We start from the raw sequence: 23521 nt of genomic DNA on the forward strand, positions 1-23521 counted from the left end.
TTCTTTTCTTAACCGTTAAGTCGTGCATAAATCACTTATGCGATTCGTTACTAAGGATTTGTTGCCACCATTCAGCATTATCAATATACCATTGGATCGTCTGCGCAATTCCGGTCTCAAAAGTATAAGTTGGCTTCCAACCTAAATTCTCAAGTTTCGTTGGATCAATGGCGTAGCGTTTATCATGTCCTAATCTATCTGTTACAAATTCAATCAAATCTTCAGATTTTCCCAAGGTACTGATAATCGTCTTAACTACTTCAAGATTAGTTCTCTCATTATGACCACCCACATTATAAACTTCACCACTTACTCCTTCGTGCACGACAAGGTCAATGGCCGCACAGTGATCCCAGACATGGAGCCAGTCGCGAATATTTTTCCCGTCTCCGTATACAGGAACCTTCTCTTCATTTAATACTCTTGAGATGGTCAGTGGAATCAGTTTTTCAGGAAAATGATACGGTCCGTAATTATTCGAGCAGCGTGTTATGTTCATTGGTAAACCAAAGGTCTCATAATACGCACGGACTAGTAAATCAGACGCCGTTTTACTAGCACTATAAGGACTGTTAGGCTGCAAAGGTGTTTCTTCGGTAAAAAATACAGTAGGATCAAAATCGAGTTCACCATACACTTCATCCGTAGAGACATGGAGGAATTTAGTAATGCCGAATTTTTTAGCTGCATCCAGTAGTACCTGTGTCCCCATAACATTCGTACGAACGAATATCGCAGGATCACTAATTGAGCGATCCACATGACTCTCCGCAGCAAAATGAACAACATAATCAAATTTCTCCAACTCAAAAAGAGACAATATTGCCTCTCGGTCAGCAATATCAGCTTGAACAAACCGATAATTGGATTTGGACTCAATATCCTTATGTTTCGTTAGATCACCCGCATAAGTTAGCAAATCCAAATTCACAATATCATAATGCGGATATTTATCTACCATATACTGTACGAAGTTGCCTCCAATAAATCCGGCACCACCCGTAACCAGCATCTTTTGCTTACTCAATGAACGCACTCCCGATCTATTAGCTTTATTAGTTATTGTAAAAAAAATTCAAATTAGCATCTTTTAATAAAGGCGCCTTCTCATCCTTGGCAGATAATACAGGTGTAATATGAAGAGGCCATTCGATGCCAATAGAAGGATCATTCCACAGAATCCCCCCATCACATTCCGGGGCATAAAGCTCATCGCACTTATACTGAACCTCTACGTCTTCTGTTAGTGTCATGAATCCATGTGCGAATCCTTTTGGGATCAGCAGTTGCTTTTTGTTCTCAGCATTCAGTTCAATGCCGAACCATTTACTATAGGTAGGACTACCTTTTCTGATATCTACGGCTACATCAAAAATAGCACCACGTGTACAACGAACCAATTTCGTCTGTGCCTTGGGATGTAATTGATAGTGCAAACCACGTAATGTTCCTTTAGTCGCAGAGTAGGATTGGTTATCTTGTACAAACTCCATATCTATTCCATGCTCTTTAAACTTAGCTCCGCTATACGTCTCCATAAACCAACCGCGGTGGTCCCCAAAAACAGCCGGTTCAACGACTAATACGCCTTGCAATAAGGTTTCTGTAATTTTCATCACTGCCACACTTTCAGTTATTAGTATTGTATTTTACCTGTAGCTACTTTCATCAAATACTGACCATACCCCGTCTTACTTAACTTCTCCCCGCAATTCCACAAGTGTTCTTTAGTAATCCATCCATTAATATATGCAATTTCCTCCGGAGCGGCGATCTTGATTCCTTGATGATCTTCAATAGTCCGTACAAAGTTAGTTGCGTCGACAAGACTTTGATGAGTTCCTGTATCTAACCAGGTGAATCCCCGACCTAGAAGTTCCACATCAAGCTCACCAAGATTTAAGTAAGCTTCATTAATGGAGGTAATCTCCAATTCTCCACGTGAAGAGACCTCAACGTTCTTAGCAATCTCAATAACTCTGTTATCATAAAAATATAGACCAGTAATTGCGTAGTTAGATTTTGGCTGTGTTGGTTTTTCTTCTACGCTCAATACTTTACCTTCTTCATTAAATTCTACAACACCGAATCGCTCTGGATCTTGCACGTGATATCCGAACACCGTTGCTCCTTGTTGTTTTGAAGAAGCACGTTGCAACATCTTCCGCATTCCATTGCCATAGTAGATATTATCTCCAAGGATCATGGCAACTGAATCATCACCTATAAAAGATTCACCCAAAATAAAAGCCTGCGCTAAACCATCAGGACTTGGTTGAACTTTGTATTGTAATGAGATGCCAAATTGAGAACCGTCACCTAATAAGCTTTCAAATCTAGGCGTGTCCTCTGGAGTGGAAATAATAAGAATCTCTTTAATACCCGCTAGCATTAATGTGGATAGTGGATAGTAAATCATTGGTTTGTCGTAAATAGGTAAAAGCTGCTTACTTGTGACCATTGTTAATGGGTATAGGCGCGTACCGCTGCCACCTGCTAGGATAATGCCTTTCATAATAAGCCTCCACCTTTTATTCAATTTAGGAACGAAAGAATCATAAAATGTATTAATACACTAATCTATTATTAAATTTAAATCATCTAATTTACAAGTAGTATATTTATTTGAAATTCATTGATAATCGTTCAGAAACCCGAAAAATCACACAAATTTTTTCATTGTTGTAGTAATTATCTGCTTAAATAATTTAATTATCTTTCTATTAACAATAATTACTAACAGAAATAAAATTAACTCAATAAAAAATTCTTTAAACACAGTAAAATCAATAAACAATATAAATATTTGTATACTAATAAGCAATAAATTAAGCGTAATAATTCTGACATTAAGTTTCATATTGATATATTTTTTTGTATCATAATATCTTAAAACCCATACAACAAAAAAACTAATCATTGTTGAAATTCCGGCTCCGTTAGTACCCACTAAAGGTATGAAAATTATATTAGCAATTACATTCACTACTCCGCCAATCACTGAAGTTCTAAAGACTCCACCTGTTTGTTTAGCAGCTATATAATTCGTTCCTAAAAATCCCGAGAAACTAGAAAATATGATGCCAATTAATAAAAAAGGGACGAATTGCCAAGATTGATAGAACTCATTTGATACTAAAGTTGAAGTAATGAATTTTAAAACCAATAGAATTCCAGATGTTCCTAAAAATAATATCATTGAGAAATAACTAAATGTTTTAGAATAAAAATTCGATTTACCTTCATCGTTATATTCTTCGATAGCAGATAATTGCCAAGCTTGAAAAAAAACCGTATTCAATATAGAAAGTAGACTTGGTATTTTATTTGCAACTGCAAATAATCCATTTGCACTCGCTCCTACAAAAAAGAGAATGAAATATCGATTAGAAGCGTTTATTGTCCACCACATAAAAGCATTTGGTATGAGTGGTATACAGTAAACTAACATTTTTACAGTTATTTTTTTGTTTATTTTATCAAATCTAATATAACTTAATATTTTGGTGTAAAGTGTCAAATATAATATTGAAATTAGGTTTGCAATAATAATAGACAAAAAATATCCGTTAATACCCATGTTATATTTTACTAAGAAAATTATATTAAAGACTGCTGTAACCAATGTCATAATAATTCCATTCAAAGCGTACACTTTAATTTTACCAATTGCTCTAATGAATTGGGTCAGCAAAGTTTGAAAAGCTTGTATTATTAATATTGTATACATATATCCCAATAATCCACTTAGAACATTAAAATACATAAATATTGGATAAAATAATAAAGCAATTATAGAACCTAAAATTGTAATTATTAAGGCGTTTGTAAATACAACATCATTTGGATATTTTTTATCCATTACAAATCTTAATACAGCGTCAAATATACTTAAAGAAATAATCGGTAACAACAAACTACTGGTTGTTGTAATTATATCTATCGTGCCGTACTCCACTGCAGTTAAGTAATATGTATAAAGTGGAACTAAGAAAATTAAAATCAATTTACTTCCAAGGTTTCCAACGGCAAATATAGCAGAATTCCCAATTAATTTTTTGTATTTATTCAAATAGATTCACCACTCTTCAAACCTATAAATTTATCTAATTCCCAAAATTGTCTTTCAGATTTATCTAGAATGCTTTTGTTAACACCTTTGTTGTTTTCAAATTCAAACTCTATTTCTTCAATAGTTAGTTTATCTATTTCTTCAATAAAGGTCATTGAATTAGACAGATTATAATCTGAAATTATGTCTGAGGTTTTTTTACTATATATGATAGGGTAAAATCTGCTATTTAAAATGTAAGCTAAAATTAGTGAATGAAACCTACAAGTGATTAACTTTTCAATGGAAGATATCTCTTGAAGAAAACTTTCTATGTTGCCTTTATAAAATAATGTATGAGTATCAGCTTTATTGATCCTATTCAATATATCATTAATAATTTCTTCGTCTCCTTCTATCTGACAGAAAGAAATTAGTGTAACCCGATTTTTTTTTTCATTATAATGATTAATTATTTCCACCATTTTTTCTATATAAATTTCTTTATAATTCATTAAATCCAATCTATTTTCCAAAGAAATTAGGGATATACCAATCGAATTCTCAATCTTCTTTTGCGTGCTTGCTTCTAAGCTAAATATAATATCTGGTTCATTTCTAACATTATTTAATTCTGGGAACAACGAATAGGAATAAGAATCTCTGAAACATATATCCTCTAATTCCTTGAAAAGTTCATTATAACTCAGAACGAAATTTTCATCTTTATAAGGTCCGAAATTTGATCCAAGAACAAAATTCTTTTTGCCATTTGATTTAAACTTACTCCAAAGAAACCTTCTTCTTTCATACAGTTTTTTCCACCCTTTTATTTCCATGAAAATGGATCCACCGATGCTTACTGTAGCAGATAGATTTAATTTTCCCATAATATAATAGTGATAACTATTTAACAAATTTGTTCGAAATAGAACTGTATAAATGATTTTCGGCAATCTGATAAGTCTGACATTCTTATATTTACTTAGAAAATTTTTTTTATAAGCTTTATTTTGACAGAAAATATACCAAGTCACATTTGGATATCGTTCTAATATCATCTTCAAAAATAAGTCATCACCTAGATTTTCTGCCAAATATATTTCAAGTAATATTTTCATTAATTTTCTCCCTAATCCCTAAGAATTTAAATTCATCCTATGTAATTGTATTTAATCTCAATATTAATTTTCAAGTCATAAAATCCACTTTTTTATTTTTATAGTAACGAGTAATTAGATATCTATACATAGATTTATTTACATAAAACAAAGAATAGGCGAGTAGTTTAGCTTTTGATATTTTTTTTTCATTTAATAACTTTTTAGTCACCAAATTAAGAAAAGATACAACTTTTTCATATTCGAATTTATATTTTTTTTCCATTCTATGATATATGAGTACATTAAGAACACTAAAATATGAGGTGAATGCATAAGCATACGCTTCATTGACACTGCTTGTTTTTTTCTTTTTAATCTCTTCAATAATCATATCAGTGAATTTTAACATTTGAAAAACTTTTTCGTTGAAACCTATTTTTGTCGCTGATCCAATGCGAATGTAATAATGATATTTTGCTTCTTTGCAGCAGACTATAGTTTTAGAGTTTAGACAAGCTTCAAAAAGAAAAAAAGCATCCTCACCAACAGATAACCCAAGATCAAATTTATGCTTTATAATTTTCTTGTTAAAAACTTTATTACACACTGAATTACCAAATGTTTTCCTTTCCAGAAAAAAATCTGCACAATCTCTATCAGAATAGACTACACTATCATTTATCTGATGCTCTAAAATTATTTCAGTAGTACTATTCATAAAATAATTACAACATGAAATATCCGCCTTATAGTTTTCAGCGTTTTCAATAAGTATTTCAAACATATCAGGCTCAATCCAGTCATCACTATCTACAAAACCAATATATGTTCCAATTGAAGCGTCTAAACCAGTATTACGAGCAGACGAAACACCATTATTTTCAGTACTAATAATTTTTATACGGTTATCAATTGTTGCATACTTCTCGCACATACTTAAAGAAGCATCATTTGAGCCGTCATTAACTAAAAGCAATTCAAAATTTGTATAAGTTTGATTTAGAATACTCTCAATACAACGACTAAGGTATTGTTCAGAGTTGTAAACTGGTACAATGATGGTAATCACTTTATCCAATCCTCTCTTTTCTCTATTATTACTTATTTCCACATGCAGCATATTTTCGTGAATTACCGTTTAAACAATTGATGGATTGTATAAATAGGTTGAGAAAAAAGTCCTACTATAATTAACACAGATTTAAAATAAGTATTTATCCATTTTAATCAAACTGTTTAACAAAGATAAATATTAAATTATTATATTAAATTGTTCTCATATATAAGTTAACTAGTCAACTTATTTGAATGTTGAATACTGCCAAAAAAAACTATAGGGAACAACACCTTCTGACCCACTATTAAGCATGTAATAATAATAAAGGGTCAATAAAAAAAACATAGGCAAATATAATACACCACCAATACCCTTTAGTTTTATTAGTATTTTCGGAATAAAAATAATCATAAAAACACCAAAATAGTATGCCATCCGGCTAAATATAAATATCTTAGTACCAATTAAACCAATCACAACAGAAAATACCATGAAAATTGATAAATAAAACAATTCATTTCGATCAATTATCTCTAACAGTTTTTTTTCTTTTGCTAAAAAATAAATTGAGATTATAGCTAAACACAATTGGGATATCCATATAATATAAGTACCTCTGACAGCTTTTCCCGCAAAAAATTGCGTTCCTTGATATACGTCATAATGACTTAATAAATTTAAAATAATATTATTTGAAAACATTAATAGAAAACACAAACTAAACGAAATAATTGTTATGTAAATGAAATTTTTAGGTTTAGGTTTAATAAGCTTCAATGGCAAAATCAGTATAAATAATATTGAAGATAAATGAAACATTGAGGAGAGTAAAATAATTGCTAAAAAACTTTTGATTTTACCTTTTTTAAAAAAATAAAAAGAATTACATAATAATGCAACAGAAATGAATTGCCTTGATGCATTTAATGAGATACAAAAGTAGAAGGTAGTCAGAAATAAAAATGTTGTAATATATACATTATCAGAGTTGTAATATACAAATACTGCAAAAGCATAAATAATAATTGCACTCGTTAAGATAGTAATAGCTTGTGGATCTACTGTAAATCTAGACAAAATTTTATTCAGTAATAAATAACCATGTTCAGACCTATATACTTTAAATAGATTTGTAATGTCTATATTAGCTACAGTTGAAAATATTTGTTGATACTGTTTAGTGTCAGTACCAACATTTATATTTCTAAATCCGGATACAAAAAAAATGGATGTAAATGCTATAATTACGAATATTCTTTCCTTTACTCTATTACTTCCTGTCATATAAAATAATAAGCCTAATATAATTACAAAGGCCAAATTCATGAAATAAATGCTCATATAACTACTCCTTAATTTTATCTCTATATAAAAGTTAAAGATGCTTAATAACATTAAGTGTATATATCATAACTTTAATAACTTTATTTTCGAATACAATTGTATTGGAATTTTCACTAAATTGATATGTATACACAACAAACTCATTACAAATTTACGATTTAATGGCATAGGAGATTTTAATAAAAAAATATATTCACTTCTTAATTTTTGTGTTAGTTCTATTACTGTTTTATCTTTAAAGGATCTTTTATCAGTAAAACCATAAAAAGAAATTTTTGACAATAAAGAGAAATAAGATCTTGCTTGCTTCATTTTAGCGAGTTTTATAATCTCTTGATCACCAACTGTTAATGCTAATTCCACCATTTGATCTCCTACAATCAAAATTTCCAAATCTTTATTTTGGAATCCTCTTCTAGTAATACTTGCACCATCTTGAAAGTAGAAATAAGAAATTTTATTACTTTTAACATATTTTCTCGCTCTTTTAAGCAACATGAAATTCGTCGCTCCATCTTCATATAATTGTCCTTCGGGAAATCTTATCTCGTTAAACAAATGCCGTTTGTACAATTTATTCCATACAGGGAAATCTGCAATTCTTTTAGACATTCCTTCAAATAAATAATTATGTAAACTATCATTCCCCTCATAACATTTAATTTCTATTTTTGATTGTTTTATATTTTCCTCACCTTTTGATAGAATATATGAAACTGACGATACATCACAATCATATTCTTCTATTAAATTTAATAGGTATTCAAACATGTCATAGGTAATCCAATCATCACTATCAACAAAACCTATATACTCTCCCTCCGCTACTTCAATCCCAGCATTTCTAGCCGAACTTAAACCACCATTTTCTTTATGGATAACTCTTATTCTCTTATCTTGAGCAGCGAAAGAATCACAAATAATACCGCAATTATCAGGAGTTCCATCATTCACCAATATTAATTCAAAATCCTGATATGTTTGTGCAAGTATTGAATCAACACATCGTTTTAAATATTTTTCTACTTTGTATACCGGTACAATTATACTAATTTTCGGCACTATGTAATTTCCTCCATAAATAATCAATAGTCTATATACATCAATTTCATTAATTTGAGTTTTAAATCATCAAGATTCAATTACCATTCACTGTGGAGTCTAATTTTACTCTCCCTAATAAATGAATCGCAAATCACACAGAAGAATACCTAACCCACTTTTTTGTAATATCGTTATATTTTTTAACTACTTTTGCAGGAGATCCGACTGCAATACAATTTTCAGGTATATCTTTATTAACAACTGAATTTGCACCTATGATACACCCATTCCCTATACTAACCCCCGGTAAAATACATACATTTTCACCAATCCATACATTATTACCAATCGATACAGGTCTTGAAAAAATAGGTCTTTCATCTGGAGGAACATCAGGTGTAGAACTCAAGGAAGAATCAGAGTAGTTGCCATGACTAATATCACTTATAAATATTTTAGAAGCAAGTAAACAATTATTTCCGATTAAAACTTTCTCACCAGATGCAATATGGACATAATCACCAAATTTACATTTATCTCCTATTATAATTTTTTTGTTGCTTCCTGACCCAGAATCAAACATCTCAAACCGACAATTATATCCCGTTGTAAAACCCTGACCATAATCCAAAAACCTCTTACCTCTTACATATATTGGTCTCCGAACCAAACGTGCACCTTTATAAAAAATTCTAGTATAAATAAGAGAAATCATATTCTTTAATATTTCCCCTAATCCATAATTATTTACCATTATTCATACAACTCCTTGATTACGACATTCATTTTTTCATTAAATGCCACAGAGGAAAAAAAATCCTTAAATACTTTTTTGGTGTTTTTCCTCATTTCAACAAACTGTTCCAAATCAATATTTGTAATCTCATAAACTAATTCCTGAATATTTGTATCTGTAAGATTAAATCCTATTTTATATAGTTCCACAATTCCAGCAGTATCTGCTTGAATATTATTTATAATTGGTAAACCATGCTGGAAGTAATCAATTGACTTCATAGTTAGTCCAACGCAAACATCTTGCTTCATTATATTCAATCCAAAATGACATTGATCGAATATCAGTTGTTTCTCTGCTGCATCATAAAGTTTACTATGATACTTCACTAGCGCACCTGTACTATTAATTTCTTCAATAAGGAGGTTTCTATTCTCACCATCTCCAATAATATGAAGAGTCGTAGGCTTTACCTCATGCAAGGCTTTTATAAATTTTTTAATTAGTTGAATGTCAATTATATTATTTATTGAGCCTAAATAACATAGGTGAAATTCTCTTTCATTGAGAACAGAGTTATTTACAATTTTGATTTCTTTCTTTGCCAGGTATACTGTATCTTTTTTTGAATTTTTTAATAAATCTTTCAAAATTGATTGGTATAGATTACATTCTGTAATAATAAAATCAGCAAATTTCAAGCTATTATCTCGCATCAACCTCCAAAAAGTAAAAGGTGGAAAATACTTCATACTTCCAATCGGCATAGTTTCTGGCCAAAGATCAACTAAATCAAAAACTAATTTTACATCATTGTTATTTTTTTTATATTCACCAGCAAACTTAGCAATTGAATTTGCTGGAATAACCGCATATAACAATTCGGGTTTAAGATTTTCAACTAATTTAAATGCTTTTTTTGCATAAGCATAATGAGACCTTAATCTTGCTATTGATAAATTTTTATTATAAGTTCTTGTATTGACAAATATATATCCAGGCTTCTCTTCAATACGTTTCGACTTCTTAAAGTGCCTGAAATCCGATTGTATGATCGTCACTTCATCCCCTCTCTTGCAGAAGTATTCATGAAGTAAATCTATTCGATCTTCGTAGGTATCGAAGCAGGTTACAATAACAACTTTCATATCTATTGATTCTCCAGTTCAGTTGCCATAATTGATTCGCGCAAATTTTTTTTTCTATAATTCACTTTATATTCACTGATACTCTGCTCATAAACTAAATTCCCGAATATTTTATTTAAAACTTTAACATATCTTCTTAGAAGAAATAAAAAAGGATTAAATCCTTTTACTAACTTAATCTTTTTCCCATTTGTTTCAGCTATTATTTTCACCATCTCACTTGTATTTACATACTCATCGTTTTGTGGAAAAAATAATCCTTTTTCCTTATTTTCGATCATTAGTCTAATAAACTCACAAAGGTTATCTATATGAAGCATGCTACGCTGGTTATCAACGTTAGGGAATATTGGTGAGATACGGGATATTTTCGCTAATTTTAAATAATTTCCTTTAGAGCCCTTACCATAAATCATTGGTGGTCTAATTATCACTACTTTAAAATCATCACTCTCTAGAAGAGAAATACCTTCCTCTGCCTGAAGCTTACTATTACCGTAAAAATTTGATGGCTGAGGTTTCGTATTTTTATCTATTATTCTTTTCTTGTTGATATGGCTACTGTCACCATAGACGATAATACTGCTTGTGAAAATAAACTGCTTAACGTGTTCCTTTTTTGCCTTTTCCGCAACTTCAATCGCCAAATCACGATTAACTTTATAATATTGTTGCTCCATACTTGGATCAGTAGATACATGAGCAATTCCAGCAACATGGAGTACTACATCATAAATTGAAAAATCATGTTCCTTCCATTCCGTACCTCTAACCGATAGCTCCACAACTTCGTGTTGATCTGGCCATTGTTCCAGCCACTTTATAAAATTTGTACCCACATAACTACCTTTACCAGTTATTAATACCTTTCGTCTACTCATCTTATAAAGTTACTCCTTTAGTAGAAGACACTTCCTGTTTTGTTGTTCCTTCTTTTACACCATCAGACTTCAAAACACTTAGAATCGTCATAAAAAATACCTTTATATCAAACTTAAAAGAAAGACTTGCAACATACTCCCCATCCAGACTCGCCTTCTTCTCAATAGGTAACTCATCTCTACCATTAATCTGAGCCCATCCAGTCAACCCAGGTTTGATATCATTAGCTCCATATTTATCACGTTCAGCAATCAAATCATATTGATTCCATAATGCAGGACGAGGTCCCACGATACTCATTTCCCCTTTTAGGATATTGATAATCTGAGGTAATTCATCCAAGCTTGTTTTTCTTAGGAACTTACCTACTTTAGTAATGAAGAAATCAGGATCTTCCAGTAGATGCGTCGGCATGTCTTGTGGTGTGTCTGTACGCATTGTTCTAAATTTTAGTATGTAGAATTCCGATTTATTTTTACCTAAACGTTTTTGTTTAAATAATATAGGGCCCTTGGAAGTTGTCTTAATTGCGATCGCAATGATTAAAAAGACTGGCCATAACACTAGCATCCCAATTAAAGCTAATAGAAAATCTATGGTTTGTTTTGTGTAAACATAAGGTCTCATAAGTTCACCTGATCCTTTTAGTTACTATTTCTCCATATATGTAGATCATCTCTATGCCAAATGAGCATAGAGATGATCTTCTTACTACTCTCTTAATTCGCCATCTTCTCGGCTATATCTTTACCCACCTGAAGCTGTGCCTCAAATTCACTTTTATATTGACTGATAATCTCCGTACTATAGCCATTGCTGTTCAGTTTTTGTTCAGTGTCAGCAACTATACTATTGAAGCTAGCAGTAAACGAGGCCAGTTGTTGCAACCCTTTTTCTTTAATACTTTTTTTACTCGCTTCATCTGTCGCTCCAAGATACTCAAACCCTATACTCATTAATGTCGATTGACTTTGATTTTTAAGCGCCGTGAGTTTAGCTTCTGTATCACTAGTGATAGTTTCATATGAAACCTTTCCAGTTCCTGCAGAACCACCACCTGTTGCACCTGTTGTATCCGTTGGCGCTGGTGTCGCTACTGGAGATGGATCCTTACCATTGTTTGCAGATCCATTAGTGGCTTGTTCCTGATAAGCCTTGGAAGCTGCAGTAATGGTCTTCGTCTTCTGATCCCAGCTAATGTTATGACCTACAAATTCCGATAAAAAACGTAGAGGCACATATAAGGAACCATTCAGAATAAAGCTAGATTGGCCTGTAGGCAAAGCCTTGGTTGCACCGTTAAATACATAACTTGCCTTAACTTGATTGAGGGCAATATTCTTCGCTGCTGCTGAAGTACTATTCCCGTTCGTTGCATTCATTAGGTATTCTTTAATCACAACTAGCTCTGAGCTGTTAGGCTCTGCAACTGTAACTTTAACGTTTTTAGCATCCCAAGCTACACTTTTTTGCAAAGCATATGACATAAACCGCAATGGAACATACGTTGTATTGTTGTACATGAATACATACTGACCTTCTGGTGGCTGAATACTCACGCCGTCAAAAATCAAATTCACGTTCATACTTTGCACTTTAATCGTATTAGTTGCAGCCTTAGTCGTTGCACTTGGTACCGCCGCAGCTGCCGATACAGATATAGGTGCGGATGCTGTTAAGGGTGCTAAACCAATTGAAGCAATTAATGATAAAGCCACGACTGATAGTGTTGCTTTAGACATATTTATTCACTTCCCTTTTCTTTCGCTTTTAGTCGTTCTTCTTCAGCAATAATTTGGTCACGTGTTTTTCCTTGACTAACTCCGTACTTTTTAGCAATTTGAGATAACTCATTGTATTGCTCATCAGATACTTTACCGAGAATGATACTGCGTGCTTCTCGCTTTTCTTCTACGGTTAAGCCACCTTTGGCTAATTCTTTTAGGCGGTTAATATCAGATACGCTAAGTTGACCAAGTACAATAGAAGCCACATCTGCTTTATCTTTAATCGTTACATTTTCTTGAATTTGCTTAGCTTTATCCGTGGAGACCTGTGCTGTATAACCATCTGAAGGAGCATCTTTTTGTCCTGATGATGGAGCTTTGGTCGGTTCACTAGTAGTAGAAGCTGTTGTTTCTCCACTAGGTTTAGCGTTATTTTCACTGCTTTGATTACTACTTCCCTCATCATTTGCTGGTGGAGTAGTAGGCACCGCGGACTCTACAGGATCGACATTACTATCATCAACTGTATCAGTCGGTGCCGTTCCTTGATCTTGACCACCAACATTATCCTCAGATTCCAGATCAAAACCATCTGCCATTGAATTCATCAGCTTATCGACAGCATAATTCGCGGCGAACAAGCCGCCAACACCCAGTACTACAATAACTGACAGCGTCCATAAAAGGATCTTTTTCCATCGTTTGTTGAACACTTTATATCCCCCTTCATGAAATAGTTAGCTAATAGCAACTTGGGCAACGGGCTGCATCGGTACAATCTGATTGATTATTTCGCGTATAACTTCTGGTTCCTCAGCGAGAACACGTTCCAAACGTTTAAACTCCAGCTCTAACTGGTTCAGACTTATTACATTAGGTCTACCAATGAAGATTCTTCCATGATCTGTAGAACCTAGATTTTCTTCATCTGTAAGCAACTCTTCATATAACTTCTCACCCTCACGAATACCGGAGAAATGAATATCAATATCCTTATAAGGTTCATATCCAGAGAGCGTAATTAAGTCTTCCGCCAACGTTAGAATCTTAACCGGCTCTCCCATATCCAGAATGAACACTTCTCCTCCTTTGGCGAAAGAACCAGATTGGATGACAAGCTGAACAGCTTCTGGAATCGTCATGAAATAACGCACCATTTCTGGATGAGTCACAGTCACTGGCCCCCCGGCAGCGATCTGCTGCTTAAAGGCTGGAATCACACTACCACGACTGCCAAGAACATTCCCAAAACGCACAGCAGAAAACTTCGTTTGACTTGTAGTGTGCAGGCTCTGCACATACATTTCCGCAATCCGTTTAGTAGCACCCATTACACTGGTTGGGTTAACCGCCTTATCAGAAGAGATCATTACGAATCTCTCGGCACCATATTTATCTGCACAATCCGCAACATTTTTGGTGCCAAAAACATTATTTTTAATGGCTTCCGAAGGATTACGCTCCATTAAAGGAACGTGTTTATGTGCTGCTGCGTGAAAGACCACATGCGGTCTATGGCCACTGAATACATCCATCATCCGACTGCGATCCTGCACATCTGCTATCACGGTTACAATGTTCAACTCCGGAAAACTCTTACGAAGCTCCATTTCAATTGTGTAAATACTGTTCTCACCGTGTCCAAGTAACATTAGCTTGTCCGGACCAAAAGGAGCAATCTGCCGGCATAACTCTGAACCAATAGAGCCCCCAGCCCCCGTAACTAACACCGTCTTATGATGTACATAACCTAAAATACTGTTCAAATCAGCTACGATCGGTTCACGACCTAATAAATCTTCTACGCTAACATCCCGAAGTTTCTTAACTGATATTTTTCCAGCGATCAGATCATTAAGAGCCGGTATAATCTTCAGCTTTGCTCCAGTCTTTTTGGCAAGATTAATAATTTCAGAAATCTCAGTACGTGAAACAGAGGGCATGGCGATGATAATCTCATGAATTTCTCTTTCTTTCACAATAGCTGGGATAGCATATCGATTACCTAATACAGGAACACCCAATATATACATATGGTATTTATTCGCATTATCATCAATGAAACCGATTAATTTGGTATGTGCAAAAGAGGGTCCCATCATTTCCCGAGCAATTAATAACCCACAATCACCAGCACCTACAATTAGTGTATGGGTCTTAGTGTCTTTGTAATTGATTCGGTCATTATGAAGTACTCTCCATAAAAATCGAACTCCACCTACTAATAAAAGAATAGTCTCCATGGACCGAACTTCTATGGCAAGAGGTACTCTATCCGGCAAAATTAGATACGCCAGTGCAAATGAAAATAAAGACCCTACTACAATAGCTTTAGAAACCGATATAATCTCACCGATACTGGCATATTGCCACATTCTTCGGTAAAGACCGAAGTATATCAGGCTTCCACCAAATGCAAATGTTGCAATCAAACCAAATTGCAGCATCTGTACAACATATTCCTGAAGAGCATGGTTAGGGTACCGAAACAAATAAGATGTCACAATACTGAACCAAATGATCGCAAGATCAATGAAGAATAAAAGAATCACTCTAGATTTCGCTGTCATTTTCAGTGCCTCCAAAAATAACATTTTTAATTATGAATAAATCAATTTCCATAGTAGTAGTAATAGTACCCTTCACTAGCTTTACGTTTTACATTATTGAGAACAACGCCGAGCATTTTTGCACCTACACGATCTAGATTAGCTTTAGCTTTTACTGCGATATCGCGTTTTACCTTACCATAGCTGACAACCATAATAACGCCATCACTCTTCGAGGCCACAATTTGTGCATCCGTAACCGCTAATAGTGGTGGAGTATCAATAAGAATGACATCATACCGCTGACGCAAATCCTGTAAAAGAGTGCTCATCCGATTAGATGCCATCATTTCCGCCGGGTTGGGCGGGATTGGTCCAGAGGTCATGATTGAAAGATTATTAACACCGGAGTCTTGGACAGTGTCCTCAAGAACTGCCTGTTGAGACAGTAGGGAGGATAAACCAAAACGGTTGCTTAGTGTAAAAGTCTTATGTGCCGTTGGCTTCCGCAAATCGGCGTCAATCAACAATACTCTTTTATCTGCTTGTGCGTAAGCTGCCGCCAGGTTAGCAGATACCGTAGATTTACCTTCTTCCGGCCCGGAGGAAGTGACCATAATCACTTGAATAGTCTGATCTACAGAAGAAAAATCAATATTCGTGCGCAATGCGCGAAACGCTTCAGAGACAGGAGAGCGTGGGTTCGTAACGGTGATCAGATGGCGTTGTTTATTTGGAAGCTGTGACATGTTCGAGGTCCCCCGCCTTTCTGGATGATTGTTTCTGAGTTTGTGCGGCACCTTGCTTGCTTTCATCTTGACCCAATCTTGTAATCATAGCTATGGTAGGCAAACCAAGATACTTCTCAATATCAGCTTCTGTCTTCAGAGTGTCATCCATATATTCCAGCAGGAAGGCAATCCCTAATCCAATCATCAAAGAGACGATAAAAGCAATAGCCATGTTCAGTAAAACATTCGGTTCTACCGGCCTTGGCTCAACAGTTGGATTCACTTTAGCTTCATTCAGAATCGATACATTTTCCACATTAAATAGACTTGGAATTTCTTCCTTGAACACAAGTGAAATGGCATTCACGATTTCAGCAGCCCGCTGATAAGAATTATCTCGAACGACAAGTGTCATCACCTGCGTATTATTTACGGAACTCACATTAACCTTTTTTAATAGCTCTTCCGCAGTAATATTGAATTGCGGATAATCCTTTGTAACAATATCAAGGATGGCCGGAGTCTTAATAATTTCCTTATACGTATTAATTAATTGAATATTGGTATTAATCTGGTTTAAATCAAGCTGCCCCACCGCTGACTGCGTCGGTGTTTGGTTAACGATAATCTTCGTGGATGCCTCATATACCGGGTTTTTAATATACAGACTATATACACCAGCAATACCGCACACCAATACAACTATGCTGAAAATGAGCCATAGTCTCTTCCTGACGATCTGAAAATAATCGCGAAGATCCAATTCTTGTGATGACAAGTGAAATTACCCCCAAGCTATTTCTGAAATATTTCGATGCCTGTTCAAATCTTCCCTATTTGCAAAAAAATCGCCTCCTCTCACCTACATGAGAGGAGGCTGTATACTATAAGTTTTATTTACTTGAAGTTAATAGTACGGTAGATAATTACTGCTGCTTCAGCACGGGTAGCTGTATCGTTCGGGTTGAACTTGCCAGCATTTCCGATAACCAGGTTGTGGCTTGCTGCAAACGCTACGCCATCTCTTAGGGATGCGCTGATCTTAGCAGCATCAGAGAATTTGCTGATTGCAGTAGAATCTGTTTTTGCATCAGGATTGATAGATTTCAACGCACGGGAGATCATTGTTGCCATTTCTGCACGTGTAATAGTTGCATTTGGATCAAATTTGGCCGCACTGCGTCCAGTAATAATCCCTTTTTCTGCTGCAACTGCTACATATGGTGCATACCAAGCAGTTGAACTTACATCGCTAAAGCTTTGTACAGCAGAGTTGTTTTCCAGGTTAAGCGCACGAATCAACATTTTGGAGAACTCAGCACGAGTTACGTTGCTCTTCGGTGCAAATTTACCTGCTCCGACTCCTTCAATCGCACCTTTAGCAGCTACGACTTGAATTTGTCTACCAGCCCATGCTTGTACAGCAGCAATATCATTAAAGGAGACTTTATTCTCAAGTACTGCGTAAGAAGAGAATGTATCACGTGGTTCTACGATGAAATCTCCATCAAGAACTCCACCTTGGAATTGCAGGTCGCCGTATACAAGCTTACCAACGGAAAGCAATTCTTTATCAAGACCATCAGTATTCTTAAGTGGCAGTTTGATAGTAATTGGTTGTTTAAATGTGCTTTGTACTACACCGTTCACACTAAGTGTGAATTCATACACATCCGAAGCCAATTTCAGCTTGGTAACGGAAGTTACAACTTCTGGTTTAGCTGTAGTTACTGTCAATGAAATCGCTGTGCTGAATTGGCTTACAGGAATCGTTACAGTTACACCGTTGAAAGTAACGGCGATATTCGCAATACCTTTAGCTTTTGCAGCTTCAATAATGGCTTGGGAAAGTGGAACTTCAACTGTAGTAGCGTTTACTGTTCCCAGATTCAGGGTCAAAGTAAGACCAGTTTTACCAGGGTTCGCTGCAACTAGTTTATCAAATTCTTTAATTACATCAGCATCAACCAATTTCAAGGTTGCTTTACCGTCAACAATGCTTACGAGCTTAGATACGTCATAGATTCCTGGAGTTTGAACAGGAGCTACAGGCGTTGTAACACTTCCATTCCCGCTTCCACCGCTACCAGGACCGACTCCGCCGCCAGTACTAAATCCATAAGCTTTAACGTAAGCAACAGCAAGTGATTTTGCCGCAGGTTTTGCGGATTTAATATTATTGTTCAGGTTTTTCAATGTTTGCTTAACATCATTAGCAGTAACTCCAAGCTTGTTCAAAGCCTGACTTACTGTAAGAGCTCCTGCACCTGTAGTGTGGTTCATCACTTTCGCAATGGCTTCATCCAACAAAGTCTCGTAACCAGATTCAGATGTAAGAATTGCCAACAAATCTGCTGATGACTTGTTACCTACCAGTTCACGAAGTTCTGTTTCAATACTGCTCAAGAATTCAGCAACACTATCAACAGTAAGTCCAGACACACCCGCTTTAGCTGCAATTTTGCTTACCAAAGCAATGTTTTTGTCATCGTTACGGATCACTTGGATTCCGGAGAAGTCATTTCCATAGACATCGTAGACTACACTAGTAACGCTTTGGAACAATTTAAGTGATGTTTTTGTTTCTTCTCCATCCAGTGAAAGCTTGTTCAGTACTGGAGCAAAAATTTCTGTAAATTCTTTCTCACTCAGTGCTGCAACCTCAGTCTTCAAATTGTAGAGATAAACTGCATCTGTTGCGGTCAATTGTTTGTAAACAGCAAGAACCTTATCCTTAACTGCTGCACTGCTACTAACTGTAGCCGCAGATGCTGTGCCTACTGCTCCAAGGCTTCCCAACGGAAGACCCGCTACGGATGCTGCTACCATACTTGCTGCTAATGTTGATACTACTAGTTTCTTTTTCAAAGTCACTAAATATCCACCTCTTCTTATGTATTAAAATACTGTACTACCATAGACCTAGAACAATTCGCCCAAATGCTACGCTATTACGTATAGCATTAAATCACCCAATAAAACCCATTCTACCACTATTAGGTAGATTAGTCAGCCCTTTCGGAAAAAAAATCCAAACAATTTTTGTCGGTTTCCCCTTGTTTGTACGTGTTTTCCATGAATAACCTCGCCATTGGTCATAATTTGCTGAGCATTGCCGCGAACATAGTCACGCATCTCAGGGCCTAATTCTTTCTCCATAACCACATAAGCAGCGTTTAATCCAAAAGGACGATGAACACTGTCATGTGCATCAGAGGCCAACACATGTACTGCATTTCTACGGCATAGCTCCAGCGACAATCTCTGTAGCTTATTCCCGAAAACGCCTGCAAGACTCTGTGCGGTTACCTGTCCAAGTGATCCTAACTCTATCAATCTCTCTAGTTTAGAAGGATCAGCAGCTATTTCAGCATTGCGCTCCGGATGGGCGATGACCGGAACGAACCCTTGAATGATCAGCTCGTGGCAGATTTCTTCCATGTTACGTGGTACTCGTGAAGAAGGCATTTCCAGTAAAATATACCGCGAATCTGCAAGACTCAGCAGTTCCCCCCGCTCCAGATCATTCAGCAGATCACCGTAGATACGGATCTCTTGACCTGGAAGAACAAGCAGTGGATTACCAGCCTGACGAAGTCTCTCATTCATCATCTCCACAGCTTCTTTAATCTTGGGGGCATTATTCATATATTGACCGTTGGCATGATGTGGCGTGGCGATGACTGAAGTAATCCCTTCTCTGTGGGCGTCTTGCGCCATGGCAAGAGCAGCTTCCCAATCAGAGGCTCCGTCATCCAAAAAGGGTAAGATGTGGCAATGAATATCTATCATATGTTATCTATCGGTCCTTTTCCATAGAAATTTTAGTTTTATCAACAAAAAAATACAACCATTCCCACCAGGAATGGTTGCTTGATTTTAAATGAGTTCATATCTTACGCTTCGGTTGACTCCTCTTGCTGAGATTCATTTGCTATCATTTCAGCATCCTCTGAATCCGGAGATTCATTCTCAGAAGGGCGAATATACCCATCGATTAAGCCCCAAAGCTCGTCTTTGCCGAGACCAATTTCCGAGGAGAATGGAATAAAATTATCCCCTGGCAGCACGCCCAGCTCCTGCTTCATGGTCTTGATATGCTTTTGCCAGCGTGTCTTAGGAATTTTATCCGCTTTGGTCGCTACAACGCACATAGGAAGATCATAATGCTTCAACCAGTCGAACATCATCTTATCATTGCTGGTAGGCGAATGCCGCAGGTCCACAATAAGCAGAACAAGCTTCAACGTATCGCGCTCAGAGAGGTATTTCTCAACCATTTTACCCCACACCGCGCGTTGTGTCTTGGAGACTTTGGCATACCCGTAACCTGGAAAGTCAACAAAATACATGCTGTCTTCATTGATACGGTAATAGTTCATGTGTTGTGTCTTACCAGGCGTGGAGCTTGTCCGAGCCAGATTCTTACGGTTAATCATTCGGTTAATGAGGGAAGACTTCCCCACATTGGAACGCCCTGCCAGAGCAACCTCTGGCAAGGAATCATCAGGGTACTGATCAGGGCCAACGGCACTGATAATAAATTCGGCAATATTAACTTTCATAGGACTTCCTTTCTAATGCACACTACTCGGTGGCTCACTGCTAATTTCATTATGATGCTCAACTAACGCATGATGCAAGACCTGATCCATATTAGATACAGGTACGAACTCAACATCATTACGTACGCTCTCAGGAATATCTTTCAAATCCCGTTCATTGTCTTTGGGAAGAAGGATCTTTTTATATCCAGCTCGGTGAGCCGCAAGGGATTTCTCTTTCAATCCACCAATGGGCAGTACACGTCCCCGCAAGGTGATTTCACCTGTCATCGCCACATCCTTCGAAACATAACGTTTCGTGAGCGCGGAGATCAATGCGGTTGCAATCGTAATCCCTGCAGACGGACCATCCTTCGGAATTGCACCTTCCGGGATATGGATATGAATATCAATCTTCTCATAAAAATCGGGCTGGAGCCCCAGCTCCTCCGCCTTCGAACGAGTATAGCTGAATGCTGCCTGTGCCGACTCCTTCATTACATCGCCAAGCTGTCCGGTAAGGGTTAGTTTACCTGTTCCCTGCACAACCGTAACTTCGATCAGCAGTGTATCTCCACCGACCTCAGTCCAAGCTAGCCCAGTGACCGTACCGATCTGATCTTCAAGCTCAGCCATACCGTAACGATATTTAGAAGCCCCAAGATAATCCTTGATGTCGTCAGGAAGAATGACCACTTTCTCTTTTTCCTCAGACACGATTTGTTTCGCAGCTTTGCGGCATAATGCTGCAATCTGCTGTTCCAAATTACGAACACCGGATTCACGGGTATATTCGCGGACAATGCGTAATAAGCTATCGTCTTCGATAATCAGTTGATCTTCTGCAAGACCGTGGTTTTTCTTCTGCTTAGGTAATAGATAACGGCTGCCGATTTGCAGTTTCTCCAGTTCCGTATATCCCGGAATGAACAACATTTCCATTCGATCCAGCAAAGGACGCGGAATATTATGCACTACGTTCGCTGTTGTTACAAACATTACGTTCGACAAGTCGAACGGCAGCTCTACAAAATGATCACTAAACGTGTTGTTTTGTTCTGGATCCAACACCTCAAGCAGCGCTGAAGATGGATCTCCACGGAAATCCGCAGCCATCTTATCGATTTCATCCAATAGGATAACCGGATTAATCGTACCCGCCGTCTTCATGCCTTGGATAATCCGGCCCGGCATCGCACCTACATAAGTCCGGCGATGTCCTCGAATCTCCGCCTCATCACGTACACCACCTAACGAGATACGGACGAACTTGCGGTTGAGCGAGCGGGCGATGGAACGAGCCAGTGAGGTTTTCCCCACCCCCGGAGGACCTACAAGACATAAAATCGGACCCTTAAGCTTCTTAACCAGCTGCTGAACGGCCAAATATTCCAATACCCGTTCCTTCGGTTTTTCCAAACCGTAGTGATCCTCATCAAGTACCTGCTCGGCCTTTTTGATGTCAAGATCATCCTCTGTCTGTTCACTCCAAGGGAGACTAAGCAGCCAATCTACATAGTTGCGAATGACGCCGCCTTCCGCAGAGCTGACTGGCATTTTTTCCAGCCGATCGATTTCTTTCTCCATCTTTTCTTTCACACGTTCTGGAACATTTTTCTCTTCCATTAGCGTCCGCAGCTCTTCCGCTTCTCCTACCCGGCCTTCCTTCTCGCCGAGTTCTTTCTGGATCGCTTTCATTTGCTCACGCAAATAATATTCCTTCTGCGTCTTTTCCATCTGCTTTTTGACACGTTGATTGATCTTACGTTCAAGCTCCAGCACTTCACGCTCATTATTAAGAATATCAAGAAGCTTCTCCAGCCGTTTACTAACATCAATCGTCTCGAGAATTTCTTGCTTATCCTTAATTTTTAGCGATAAATGACTCGTAATGACATCCGCAAGTCGACCAGGCTCTTCTATATCGGATACAGCAGCGAGGGTCTCTGGGGTCACTTTTTTGGATAACGTAATATAGTGTTCGAACTGATTGAGTACTGTACGCATCAGCGCGTCACATTCTTGATCGCTATCTTCATCTTCCGGCAGCTCACGCGCCATAACCTCATAGTACTCATCATTATCGATATAATTAATAATTTCGGCCCGTTCTACACCTTCAACCAGTACACGTATCGTACCGTTTGGAAGCTTCAGCATTTGCCGCACATTGGCGACAGTACCGACCCGAAAAATATCGTCCTGACCTGGCTCTTCAATATTCACTTCCGACTGGGAACAAAGAAGAATCAAATTATCTTCAACCATAGCTTTCTCTAGCGCCCGAACTGACTTCTCACGGCCCACATCCAAGTGAAGAACCATGCTTGGGTACACAAGAAGCCCTCTTAGCGGCAATAAAGGAAAACGACGACCTTTTGTTTTATTTGTCATCATCGCTTTCGCACCTCCCATGGCTCTCAATTAATCTCATATGCATTCATTCTAACAAAAGCAGCCCCAAAACACCAACAGAGTCCTTAGATTTCAAGAAGAACCGACTTGCTTTTCCATAAATAGAGACAACGTTTCTTGTAGCATTTAAAAAGGAAGCAGCAGAATTGCCTGCAGCCTCCTTTATTTTACAGCGACAAATCTCACCTTA

At 36.8% G+C, this 23521-nt stretch carries 21 protein-coding genes; all 21 read right to left on the reverse strand.

Features of this window, described 5'->3' with window-relative positions; translation table 11 throughout:
• Positions 1–31 precede the first annotated feature (31 nt).
• Positions 32–1027 (reverse strand): dTDP-glucose 4,6-dehydratase, encoded by a 996-nt coding sequence (gene rfbB / locus MHI15_RS07975; protein WP_076194495.1) that lies wholly within the window; start codon positions 1025–1027, stop codon positions 32–34.
• Positions 1028–1055: 28 nt separating this feature from the next.
• The gene (rfbC, locus tag MHI15_RS07980; RefSeq protein ID WP_076129409.1) at positions 1056–1616 is read right to left on the reverse strand and encodes a dTDP-4-dehydrorhamnose 3,5-epimerase; all 561 of its coding nucleotides are present in this window, start codon (positions 1614–1616) and stop codon (positions 1056–1058) included.
• A gap of 20 nt (positions 1617–1636) precedes the next feature.
• Entirely contained in the window at positions 1637–2515 is an 879-nt protein-coding gene (gene rfbA, locus MHI15_RS07985) for a glucose-1-phosphate thymidylyltransferase RfbA (protein WP_036685112.1), read from the reverse strand.
• A gap of 147 nt (positions 2516–2662) precedes the next feature.
• Positions 2663–4072 carry a lipopolysaccharide biosynthesis protein gene (locus tag MHI15_RS07990; RefSeq protein WP_341164301.1) on the reverse strand — a complete coding sequence of 470 codons (1410 nt, stop codon included), beginning with the start codon at positions 4070–4072 and terminating at the stop codon, positions 2663–2665.
• A complete protein-coding gene (locus MHI15_RS07995; RefSeq protein ID WP_341164302.1) occupies positions 4069–5172 on the reverse strand; it encodes a polysaccharide pyruvyl transferase family protein in 1104 nt (367 codons plus the stop codon). Before MHI15_RS07995 ends, MHI15_RS07990 begins: the two co-directional genes overlap by 4 nt.
• Positions 5173–5242: 70 nt before the next feature.
• On the reverse strand, positions 5243–6265 hold the full coding sequence (locus MHI15_RS08000) for a glycosyltransferase family 2 protein (RefSeq protein WP_341164303.1): 1023 nt from the start codon (positions 6263–6265) through the stop codon (positions 5243–5245).
• A gap of 189 nt (positions 6266–6454) precedes the next feature.
• A complete protein-coding gene (locus tag MHI15_RS08005) occupies positions 6455–7552 on the reverse strand; it encodes an EpsG family protein (RefSeq protein WP_341164304.1) in 1098 nt (365 codons plus the stop codon).
• 66 nt (positions 7553–7618) lie between these two features.
• Positions 7619–8620 carry a glycosyltransferase family 2 protein gene (locus MHI15_RS08010; protein WP_445668002.1) on the reverse strand — a complete coding sequence of 334 codons (1002 nt, stop codon included), beginning with the start codon at positions 8618–8620 and terminating at the stop codon, positions 7619–7621.
• A gap of 130 nt (positions 8621–8750) precedes the next feature.
• Positions 8751–9353 carry a DapH/DapD/GlmU-related protein gene (locus MHI15_RS08015; RefSeq protein ID WP_341164306.1) on the reverse strand — a complete coding sequence of 201 codons (603 nt, stop codon included), beginning with the start codon at positions 9351–9353 and terminating at the stop codon, positions 8751–8753.
• Entirely contained in the window at positions 9353–10483 is a 1131-nt protein-coding gene (locus tag MHI15_RS08020) for a hypothetical protein (protein ID WP_341164307.1), read from the reverse strand. The genes MHI15_RS08015 and MHI15_RS08020 overlap by 1 nt, the downstream gene beginning before the upstream one ends.
• A gap of 2 nt (positions 10484–10485) precedes the next feature.
• Positions 10486–11364: an NAD-dependent epimerase/dehydratase family protein gene (locus MHI15_RS08025; RefSeq protein WP_341164308.1), complete on the reverse strand. Its 879-nt coding sequence runs from the start codon at positions 11362–11364 to the stop codon at positions 10486–10488.
• A gap of 1 nt (position 11365) precedes the next feature.
• A complete protein-coding gene (locus MHI15_RS08030; protein ID WP_038573056.1) occupies positions 11366–11992 on the reverse strand; it encodes a sugar transferase in 627 nt (208 codons plus the stop codon).
• A gap of 92 nt (positions 11993–12084) precedes the next feature.
• Entirely contained in the window at positions 12085–13107 is a 1023-nt protein-coding gene (locus tag MHI15_RS08035) for a copper amine oxidase N-terminal domain-containing protein (RefSeq protein ID WP_341164309.1), read from the reverse strand.
• Between the two features lie 2 nt (positions 13108–13109).
• Positions 13110–13805, reverse strand: a complete 696-nt coding sequence (locus MHI15_RS08040) for a hypothetical protein (protein WP_341164310.1) — start codon at positions 13803–13805, stop codon at positions 13110–13112.
• A 24-nt stretch (positions 13806–13829) separates the two neighbouring features.
• The gene (locus MHI15_RS08045) at positions 13830–15662 is read right to left on the reverse strand and encodes a polysaccharide biosynthesis protein (RefSeq protein ID WP_076279994.1); all 1833 of its coding nucleotides are present in this window, start codon (positions 15660–15662) and stop codon (positions 13830–13832) included.
• Positions 15663–15703: 41 nt separating this feature from the next.
• Positions 15704–16390, reverse strand: coding sequence for a CpsD/CapB family tyrosine-protein kinase (locus MHI15_RS08050; protein WP_036685074.1), 687 nt, complete (start codon positions 16388–16390; stop codon positions 15704–15706).
• Entirely contained in the window at positions 16371–17150 is a 780-nt protein-coding gene (locus tag MHI15_RS08055) for a YveK family protein (RefSeq protein ID WP_036685072.1), read from the reverse strand. Before MHI15_RS08055 ends, MHI15_RS08050 begins: the two co-directional genes overlap by 20 nt.
• A gap of 119 nt (positions 17151–17269) precedes the next feature.
• Entirely contained in the window at positions 17270–19246 is a 1977-nt protein-coding gene (locus MHI15_RS08060; protein ID WP_076129426.1) for an S-layer homology domain-containing protein, read from the reverse strand.
• Between the two features lie 135 nt (positions 19247–19381).
• The gene (locus MHI15_RS08065) at positions 19382–20164 is read right to left on the reverse strand and encodes a tyrosine-protein phosphatase (protein WP_076129427.1); all 783 of its coding nucleotides are present in this window, start codon (positions 20162–20164) and stop codon (positions 19382–19384) included.
• A gap of 104 nt (positions 20165–20268) precedes the next feature.
• Positions 20269–20937, reverse strand: coding sequence for a ribosome biogenesis GTP-binding protein YihA/YsxC (gene yihA / locus MHI15_RS08070; RefSeq protein ID WP_036685063.1), 669 nt, complete (start codon positions 20935–20937; stop codon positions 20269–20271).
• Between the two features lie 12 nt (positions 20938–20949).
• The gene (gene lon / locus MHI15_RS08075) at positions 20950–23313 is read right to left on the reverse strand and encodes an endopeptidase La (protein ID WP_076129428.1); all 2364 of its coding nucleotides are present in this window, start codon (positions 23311–23313) and stop codon (positions 20950–20952) included.
• Positions 23314–23521: the final 208 nt, after the last annotated feature.

The organism is Paenibacillus sp. FSL H7-0918 (assembly GCF_038007025.1).
Classification (GTDB): Bacteria; Bacillota; Bacilli; order Paenibacillales; family Paenibacillaceae; genus Paenibacillus_AQ; species Paenibacillus_AQ odorifer.

Bases quoted from the DNA above. Each gene is read 5' to 3' on its own strand.
- rfbC (WP_076129409.1), bottom strand. From the start codon at position 1,616: ATGAAAATTACAGAAACCTTATTGCAAGGCGTATTAGTCGTTGAACCG.
- rfbA (WP_036685112.1), bottom strand. From the start codon at position 2,515: ATGAAAGGCATTATCCTAGCAGGTGGCAGCGGTACGCGCCTATACCCA.
- MHI15_RS07995 (WP_341164302.1), bottom strand. From the start codon at position 5,172: ATGAAAATATTACTTGAAATATATTTGGCAGAAAATCTAGGTGATGAC.
- MHI15_RS08005 (WP_341164304.1), bottom strand. From the start codon at position 7,552: ATGAGCATTTATTTCATGAATTTGGCCTTTGTAATTATATTAGGCTTA.
- MHI15_RS08015 (WP_341164306.1), bottom strand. From the start codon at position 9,353: ATGGTAAATAATTATGGATTAGGGGAAATATTAAAGAATATGATTTCT.
- MHI15_RS08020 (WP_341164307.1), bottom strand. From the start codon at position 10,483: ATGAAAGTTGTTATTGTAACCTGCTTCGATACCTACGAAGATCGAATA.
- MHI15_RS08025 (WP_341164308.1), bottom strand. From the start codon at position 11,364: ATGAGTAGACGAAAGGTATTAATAACTGGTAAAGGTAGTTATGTGGGT.
- MHI15_RS08030 (WP_038573056.1), bottom strand. From the start codon at position 11,992: ATGAGACCTTATGTTTACACAAAACAAACCATAGATTTTCTATTAGCT.
- MHI15_RS08035 (WP_341164309.1), bottom strand. From the start codon at position 13,107: ATGTCTAAAGCAACACTATCAGTCGTGGCTTTATCATTAATTGCTTCA.
- MHI15_RS08045 (WP_076279994.1), bottom strand. From the start codon at position 15,662: ATGACAGCGAAATCTAGAGTGATTCTTTTATTCTTCATTGATCTTGCG.
- MHI15_RS08050 (WP_036685074.1), bottom strand. From the start codon at position 16,390: ATGTCACAGCTTCCAAATAAACAACGCCATCTGATCACCGTTACGAAC.
- MHI15_RS08065 (WP_076129427.1), bottom strand. From the start codon at position 20,164: ATGATAGATATTCATTGCCACATCTTACCCTTTTTGGATGACGGAGCC.
- yihA (WP_036685063.1), bottom strand. From the start codon at position 20,937: ATGAAAGTTAATATTGCCGAATTTATTATCAGTGCCGTTGGCCCTGAT.
- lon (WP_076129428.1), bottom strand. From the start codon at position 23,313: ATGATGACAAATAAAACAAAAGGTCGTCGTTTTCCTTTATTGCCGCTA.